Below are 7,260 nucleotides of genomic sequence, written 5' to 3'. Positions count from 1 at the left end.
GATAGTAGCAACGCAGCAGAGCAAGCAAGGAAGAATCCGTGGCCGGTCACAGCAAATGGGCGAACATCCAGCACCGCAAGGGGCGGCAGGACGAGAAACGGGGCAAGGTCTGGACCCGGGTCATCCGTGAAATCATGGTGGCGGCACGCCAGGGCGGCGGCGACCTGTCCATCAATCCCCGGCTGCGGCTGGCCGTGGAAAAGGCCAAGGCCGCCAACATGCCGGCCGACACCATCAAGCGCAACATCGACAAGGCCACCGGCAACCTCGAAGGCGTGCACTACGAGGAAATCCGCTACGAGGGCTACGGCATCGGCGGCGCCGCGATCATCGTGGACACCATGACCGACAACAAGGTGCGCACCGTGGCCGAAGTGCGCCACGCTTTCAGAAAATACGGCGGCAGCATGGGAACCGCTGGCTCAGTGGACTTCCAGTTCAAGCACGTGGGTCAGCTGATCCTGGCGCCCGGCACCAGCGAGGACAAGGTGATGGAAGTCGCCCTGGAAGCCGGCGCCGAGGACGTGGTGACCGACGAGGACGGGGCCATCGAGGTGCTGACGCCGCCAACCGAGTTCGAGGCGGTGAAGAACGCGCTGGATGCCGCCGGCCTGCAGCCCGAAGTGGCCGAAGTCACCATGCGCCCGGAAAACACGATCGAACTGACGGGCGAGGACGCCGCGCGCATGCAAAAGCTGCTGGACATCCTCGAAGACCTGGACGACACGCAGGCGGTCTATCACAACGCGGCAATCCTATGAGCCCCCACGCTGTGCACTCCATGTCGTCGATGCCCCTCCAGGGAGCCGGCCTGCTGGCGGCGGCTGGTCGGAGGCCCGAATGAAGGTCCTGGTCATCGGCGGCGGCGGCCGCGAGCATGCATTGGCCTGGAAGCTGGCCCAGTCGCCCAAGCTGCAGGCGGTCTACGTGGCCCCGGGCAATGGCGGCACCGCGCTCGACCCGCGGCTGGAAAACGTTCCCATCACCGACCTGGTCCAGCTGCGCGAATGGGCGCTGGAGCAAAAGATCGTCCTGACCGTGGTCGGCCCCGAAGGGCCGCTGGCGGCCGGCGTGGTCGACGACTTTCGCGCCCATGGGCTGCGCATCTTCGGCCCGACCAAGGCGGCGGCGCAGCTGGAAAGCTCCAAAGCCTTCGCCAAGGCCTTCATGGCCAGGCACAAGATCCCGACGGCGGAGTACGAAACCTTCAGCGACGCCGGCGCCGCCCACGCCTATGTCGACAGCAAGGGCGCGCCCATCGTCGTCAAGGCCGACGGGCTGGCGGCCGGCAAGGGCGTGGTGGTCGCCACCACCGCAGCCGAGGCGCACGCAGCCATCGACTTCATGCTGCTGGACGACAAGCTGGGCGTGAGCCACAACGATGGTGGCGCCCGGGTGGTGATCGAGGAGTTCCTCGAAGGTGAAGAAGCCAGCTTCATCGTCATGTGCGACGGCAAGAACGTCAGCGTCATGGCCACCAGCCAGGACCACAAGCGGCTGCAGGACGGCGACCAGGGCCCCAACACCGGGGGCATGGGCGCCTACTCGCCGGCCCCGGTGGTCACGCCGGCGGTGCACGCCAAGGCCATGCGCGAGATCATCCTGCCCACCATCCGCGGAATGGAAAAGGACGGCATCGTGTTCACCGGCTTCCTGTACGCCGGGCTCATGATCGATGCCAGGGGCCAGCCCAGGGCGCTGGAATTCAACTGCCGCATGGGCGACCCCGAGACCCAGCCAATCATGATGCGCCTGAAGTCCGACCTGTTCGAGGTGATGCTGGCCGCCACCGCCGGCGGCCTCGACCAGGTGGAGCTGGACTGGGACCGGCGCCCAGCGCTGGGCGTGGTGATGGCCGCGGCCGGCTACCCGATGGAGCCGCGCAAGGGCGACGCGATCCGCGGCCTGCAAAAGGACACGCCGCAGGCCGTGGTGTTCCATGCCGGCACCGCTGCGCGGGACGGCGGCACCGTCGTCACCGGCGGTCGCGTGCTGTGCGTCACGGCCCTGGCCGACACGGTCAAGGTGGCCCAGCAAAACGCCTACGAAGTGCTGCGCGGCATCGAGTTCGACGGCGCCCAGTTCCGGCGCGACATCGGCCACCGGGCCATCCGCGGTTGAGCCTCATGCAGTCACGGGCCCCGGAAGTTCGAAGCTACCTCACCGGCTTGCAGCAGCGCATCACGGATGCCTGCGCCCAGGTCGACGGCACGCCGTTCCGCGTGGACGCCTGGCGCAAGGATCCGGGCGAGCCGCTGCGGGGCAGCGGCACTACCATGATCCTGGAAGAGGGCAGGGTGTTCGAGCGCGCCGGCTGCGGCTTCTCGCATGTCACGGGCACCAGGCTGCCGCCGTCGGCCACCCAGCACCGGCCCGAGCTGGTCGGCGCCGCCTTCGAGGCGATGGGCGTGTCGCTGGTGTTCCATCCGCGCAATCCGTACGTGCCGACCGTGCACATGAACGTGCGCATGCTGGCAGCGCTGCCGGTGGATGCCGAGCCGGTCTACTGGTTCGGCGGCGGCATGGACCTGACGCCCTACTACGGTTTCGACGACGACGCCGTGCACTTTCACGCCGCCTGCCGCGATGCCCTGGCCCCGTTCGGCGCCGACAAGTACCCGCGCTTCAAGGCCTGGTGCGACGACTACTTCTTCCTGAAGCACCGCAACGAGCCGCGCGGCGTCGGCGGCATCTTTTTCGACGACCACTTCGAAGCTGGCTTCGACGCCAGCTTCGCCATGCTGCGCTCGGTCGGCGATGCCTTCCTGGGCGCCTACCTGCCGATCCTGCAGCGGCGCGCCGCCACCGAATCCGGCGCCCGCGAGCGCCGCTGGCAGCTGCTGCGGCGCGGCCGCTACGTCGAGTTCAACCTGGTGTGGGACCGCGGCACGCATTTCGGCCTGCAGTCGGGCGGCCGCACCGAATCGATCCTGATGTCGATGCCGCCGCATGCCTCGTGGTCCTACCAGCAGCAGCCCGACCCCGGCTCGCCCGAGGACGAACTGCTGCGCCGCTTCGTCGTGCGCAAGGACTGGCTTTGAACCAGCCTGCACGCCGGGTGGGCATGTTCGGCGGCGCCTTCGATCCGCCGCACCGCGCCCATGTGGCCCTGGCCGCGGCGGCGGTGCGCCAGCTGCGGCTGGACGTGCTGTACGTGTTCCCCACCGGCGATGCCTGGCACAAGGTGCGGGCGCTGACGGCGGCCGCCGACCGGCTGGCGATGGCCAGGCTGGCCTTCGCGGAAGTGGCCGGCGCGGTCGTCGACGACCGCGAGCTCAGGCGCAGCGGCCCTACCTACAGCGTCGATACCCTGCGCGAGCTGCACGCCCAGCACCCGCAAGCCGAACTGCACCTGCTGATGGGCGAAGATCAGGCCGCCGGCTTCGACCGCTGGCATGCCTGGCAGGACATCGCTGCTCTGGCCGTGCTGTGCGTGGCCAAGCGCGGCAAGGCCGACAGCACCGGCATCGCGCAGCTGCGGGCCTTGCCCGGCGTGCGCGTCGAACCCCTCCAATTGCCGCGCATGCCCGACAGCGCGAGCGACATCCGCAACCGTCTGACGGCCGGGCAGGACATCACCAAGCTGGTCCACCCGTCCGTTGCCAGTTATATTGCCTTCCATAATCTCTACCAATCCGCCTGATGACCCAAGAAACCGCCGCCAAGAAGGACACACAGAAACTGCAAAGGGCCATCGTCGATGGCCTGGAGGATGTGAAAGCCCAGGACATCCAGGTCTTCAACACCGAGCATCTGTCGCCTTTGTTCGAGCGGGTGATCGTCGCCTCGGGCACTTCCAACCGCCAGACCAGGGCGCTGGCCGCCAGCGTGGTCGACGCGGTCCGTGAAGCGGGCTTTCCCAAGCCGCGCCTCGAGGGCGCCGAAAACGGCGAATGGATCATCGTGGACTGCGGCGCCGCCGTGGCCCACGTCATGCAGCCCGCGATCCGCCAGTACTACCACCTGGAAGAGATCTGGGGCGACAAGCCGATCCGCCTGCGCCTGGGCGCCGCCAAGCCGGCGCTGCCCGCCCGCGCCGAGGAACCCGCGCCGCCCGCCAAAAAAAGCGGCGAGCCGTCCCTGCGCCGCAGCACCGCCGTGAAGACGGTGCAGCGCGAAGCGACCGCGGCCAAGAAGGCCGCCAAGCAAGCCGCGGCCAAGAAGTCGGGCGCCCGCAAGGGTCCGGCGCGTTCGGCACCGTCGCGCTCGGCTCCGGCCAGGGCAGCGCCCGCCAAGGCGGCTCCGGTCAAGACTGCCGCAGCACGCCTGGCAGCTGGCAAGCAGCCGGCCGCCAAGAAGACGGCACCGCGTTCCGCCCCGGTCACGGCAACCCTGGTCAAGACGGCTGCCAGGAAGGCGCCCGTCAAGACGGCTGCCAAGACGGCTGCCAAGAAGGCCCCGGCCAGGAAGGCGCCGGCCAAGACCGCCGCCAAGACCGCGGCCAAGAAGAGCACCGGCCGCAAGGCCTGACGCATGCGGCTGCTGGTGGTGGCGGTCGGCCAGCGCGTGCCGGACTGGGCGCAGGCCGCCTGGGACGACTACGCCAAGCGCTTCCCGCCCGAGATGCGGCTGGAACTCAAGGCCGTCAAGACCGAGCCGCGCGCCTCCAAGACCTTGCCCAACCTGCTGGCCGCGGAGCGCGAGCGGATCGAGGCGGCGATTCCCAAGGGCGCGCGCATCGTGGCGCTGGACGAGCGCGGCTCGCCGCTGCGCACCACGGCGCTGGCGGAAAAGCTGAAAACATGGCAACTCGAGAACGACGTGGTGGCGCTGGTGATCGGCGGTCCCGACGGGCTCGATCCGGCCTTCCGGCAAGCCGCGCACGAGCGCATCCGGCTGTCCGACCTGACGCTGCCGCACGCGATGGTGCGGGTGCTGCTGTCCGAACAGCTGTACCGCGCCTGGTCGATCAACGCCGGACACCCCTACCACCGTGAGTGAATTCATCTACCTGGCCTCGCAGAGCCCGCGCCGGCGCCAGCTGCTCGAGCAATTGGGCATCCGTCACGAGTTGCTGCTGCCGGACGACGCCGAAGACAGCGAAGCGCTGGAGGAAGTGCATCCTGGCGAAGCGCCGGCGGCCTACGTGCGCCGTGTCACCGGGCTCAAGCTCGATGCCGCCGTCGCCCGCCTTGAGCGGCGCGGGTTGCCGCCAGCGCCCGTGCTGTGCTCGGACACGACGGTGGCCCTGGGCCGCGCCATCTACGGCAAGCCGGCCGATGCGGCCGACGCCGGGCGCATGCTGCGCGAGCTGGCGGGGGCCACGCACCGGGTGCTGACCGCGGTGGCGGTGCAGGCCGGCCGCAAGCGGCTGGCCGCCCTGAGCGATTCGCGCGTGACCTTCGCGGCCATGACGCCGGCCCAGGTGCGCGCCTACGTGGCCACCGGCGAGCCCATGGGCAAGGCGGGCGCCTACGCGGTGCAAGGAGTGGCGGCGGCGCACATCACGCGCATCAACGGCTCCTACACGGGCATCATGGGCTTGCCGCTGCACGAGACGGCGCTGCTGCTGCGGCAGGCGGGTCTGCGCACGTAGGCTATCCTGCGCCTACGATCCTCGTCCTCAAAATTACATGCAACAGGACATCCTGGTCAACTGGTCGCCGCAGGAGACGCGGGTGGCCATCGTCGAGAGCGGCGCGGTGCAGGAACTGCACGTGGAAAGGACGCTGGAACGCGGCCTGGTGGGCAACGTGTACCTGGGCAAGGTGGCGCGGGTGCTGCCCGGCATGCAATCGGCCTTCATCGACATGGGCCTGGAGCGCGCGGCCTTCCTGCACGTGGCGGACGTCTGGCAGCGCCAGCCCGATGGCGAGCCGCCGGCGATGGCGCGCAACGGCCAGCCGCAGGTGCCGATCGAGCGCCAGGTGTTCGAAGGCCAGGCGCTGATGGTGCAGGTGATCAAGGATCCGATCGGCACCAAGGGCGCGCGCCTGTCCACGCAGATCAGCATCGCCGGGCGGCTGCTGGTGTTCCTGCCGCAGGACGACCACGTCGGCGTCTCGCAGAAGATTCCCGCCGAACAGCGCGACGCATTGCGGCGCCGTCTGACCAGGCTGGTGGGCGACGCCGGCGGCGGCTTCATCCTGCGCACCAACGGCGAGGACGCGACCGAGGCCGAGCTGGCCGAGGACATCGCCTACCTGCGCAAGACCTGGACCCGCATCCGCGCGGCCGCGGTTCAACTCCCGCCGCCGGCGCTGCTGCACCAGGACCTGAACCTGCTGCAGCGCGTGCTGCGCGACCTGGTGGTCGAGGAGACGCAGACCATCCGGCTGGATTCGCGCGAGCAGTTCCAGGCGCTGATGGCGTTCGGGCAGGAGTTCATGCCGTCCGCGGCCGCCAAGCTGCAGCTGTACAACGGCGAGCGGCCGATCTTCGACCTGTACTCGGTGGACGAGGAACTGGCCAAGGCGCTCGGCCGGCGGGTCGATCTGAAGTCGGGCGGTTACCTGATCGTCGACCAGACCGAGGCGCTGACCACCATCGACGTCAACACCGGCGGCTACGTCGGCGCCCGCAACTTCGACGACACCATCTTCAAGACCAACCTGGAGGCGGCGCAGGCGATCGCCCGCCAGCTGCGCCTGCGCAACCTGGGCGGCATCATCATTGCCGACTTCATCGACATGCAGCGCGACGACCACCGCGAGCAGGTGCTGGGCGAGTTCCGCAAGCAGCTGGCGCGCGACCGCGTCAAGACCATGGCCGGCGGCTTCTCGCAGCTGGGGCTGGTGGAGATGACGCGCAAGCGCACCCGCGAGTCGCTGGCCCACCTGCTGTGCGAGGCCTGCCCGGTCTGCGCCGGCAAAGGCACGGTGCGCACGCCGCGCACGGTGGCCTACGACATCCTGCGCGAGATCCTGCGCGAGGCGCGCCAGTTCAACCCGCGCGAATACCGCGTGATCGCCAGCCCCAAGGTGATCGAGCTGTTCCTGGACGAGGAAAGCCAGCACCTGGCCGGGCTGTCGGACTTCATCGGCAAGCCGATCTCGCTGCAGTCGGAAAGCGCGATGGGGCAGGAGCAGTACGACATCGTGCTGTTGTAGGCGATGGCGCAGATCGAGTTCCTCGGCGCCCGCCGCAGCCAGGTGACGATGGCCCGCTGGGCGCTGTGGGCAGCCTCGGCCTGGGCTTGCTCCTGGGTTTGGCGCGCGGCGGCCTGACGGCCGGGGCGCTGTTCAGCTGCGCCCCGGCCGCGGCGACCGTCGGCCTGCTCGATCGCGTCTTCCTGCGCCGGCAGCGGCCGGGCCGGCGCGT

At 69.4% G+C, this 7,260-nt stretch carries 8 protein-coding genes; all 8 read left to right on the top strand.

The window, feature by feature from the left end; all coding sequences use genetic code 11:
• Window positions 1-38: 38 nt before the first annotated feature.
• The 8 genes from JWP65_RS14500 (at window position 39) to rng (ending at window position 7,049) form a co-directional block, all read left to right on the top strand.
• Window positions 39-761, top strand: coding sequence for a YebC/PmpR family DNA-binding transcriptional regulator (locus tag JWP65_RS14500; protein WP_299764927.1), 723 nt, complete (start codon window positions 39-41; stop codon window positions 759-761).
• A gap of 79 nt (window positions 762-840) precedes the next feature.
• A complete protein-coding gene (purD, locus tag JWP65_RS14495; RefSeq protein ID WP_299764925.1) occupies window positions 841-2,121 on the top strand; it encodes a phosphoribosylamine--glycine ligase in 1,281 nt (426 codons plus the stop codon).
• 5 nt (window positions 2,122-2,126) lie between these two features.
• Window positions 2,127-3,041 (top strand): oxygen-dependent coproporphyrinogen oxidase, encoded by a 915-nt coding sequence (hemF, locus tag JWP65_RS14490; RefSeq protein WP_299764923.1) that lies wholly within the window; start codon window positions 2,127-2,129, stop codon window positions 3,039-3,041.
• A complete protein-coding gene (gene nadD, locus JWP65_RS14485; protein ID WP_299764921.1) occupies window positions 3,038-3,643 on the top strand; it encodes a nicotinate (nicotinamide) nucleotide adenylyltransferase in 606 nt (201 codons plus the stop codon). Before hemF ends, nadD begins: the two co-directional genes overlap by 4 nt.
• Complete coding sequence (rsfS, locus tag JWP65_RS14480; protein WP_299764919.1) at window positions 3,643-4,470, top strand: ribosome silencing factor; 828 nt, start codon at window positions 3,643-3,645, stop codon at window positions 4,468-4,470. Before nadD ends, rsfS begins: the two co-directional genes overlap by 1 nt.
• Window positions 4,471-4,473: 3 nt before the next feature.
• On the top strand, window positions 4,474-4,941 hold the full coding sequence (gene rlmH, locus JWP65_RS14475; RefSeq protein WP_299764917.1) for a 23S rRNA (pseudouridine(1915)-N(3))-methyltransferase RlmH: 468 nt from the start codon (window positions 4,474-4,476) through the stop codon (window positions 4,939-4,941).
• A complete protein-coding gene (locus JWP65_RS14470) occupies window positions 4,934-5,536 on the top strand; it encodes a nucleoside triphosphate pyrophosphatase (RefSeq protein WP_299764914.1) in 603 nt (200 codons plus the stop codon). Before rlmH ends, JWP65_RS14470 begins: the two co-directional genes overlap by 8 nt.
• 37 nt (window positions 5,537-5,573) lie before the next feature.
• On the top strand, window positions 5,574-7,049 hold the full coding sequence (gene rng / locus JWP65_RS14465) for a ribonuclease G (RefSeq protein ID WP_299764912.1): 1,476 nt from the start codon (window positions 5,574-5,576) through the stop codon (window positions 7,047-7,049).
• Window positions 7,050-7,260 lie beyond the last annotated feature (211 nt).

The organism is Ramlibacter sp. (assembly GCF_028292805.1).
Classification (GTDB): domain Bacteria; phylum Pseudomonadota; class Gammaproteobacteria; order Burkholderiales; family Burkholderiaceae_C; genus Ramlibacter.
Note: the sequence above shows the minus strand (reverse complement) of the source record. Positions and strands in the feature narration are given on the sequence as shown.

Bases quoted from the DNA above. Each gene is read 5' to 3' on its own strand.
- hemF (WP_299764923.1), top strand. From the start codon at position 2,127: ATGCAGTCACGGGCCCCGGAAGTTCGAAGCTACCTCACCGGCTTGCAG.
- rlmH (WP_299764917.1), top strand. From the start codon at position 4,474: ATGCGGCTGCTGGTGGTGGCGGTCGGCCAGCGCGTGCCGGACTGGGCG.
- rsfS (WP_299764919.1), top strand. From the start codon at position 3,643: ATGACCCAAGAAACCGCCGCCAAGAAGGACACACAGAAACTGCAAAGG.
- rng (WP_299764912.1), top strand. From the start codon at position 5,574: ATGCAACAGGACATCCTGGTCAACTGGTCGCCGCAGGAGACGCGGGTG.
- purD (WP_299764925.1), top strand. From the start codon at position 841: ATGAAGGTCCTGGTCATCGGCGGCGGCGGCCGCGAGCATGCATTGGCC.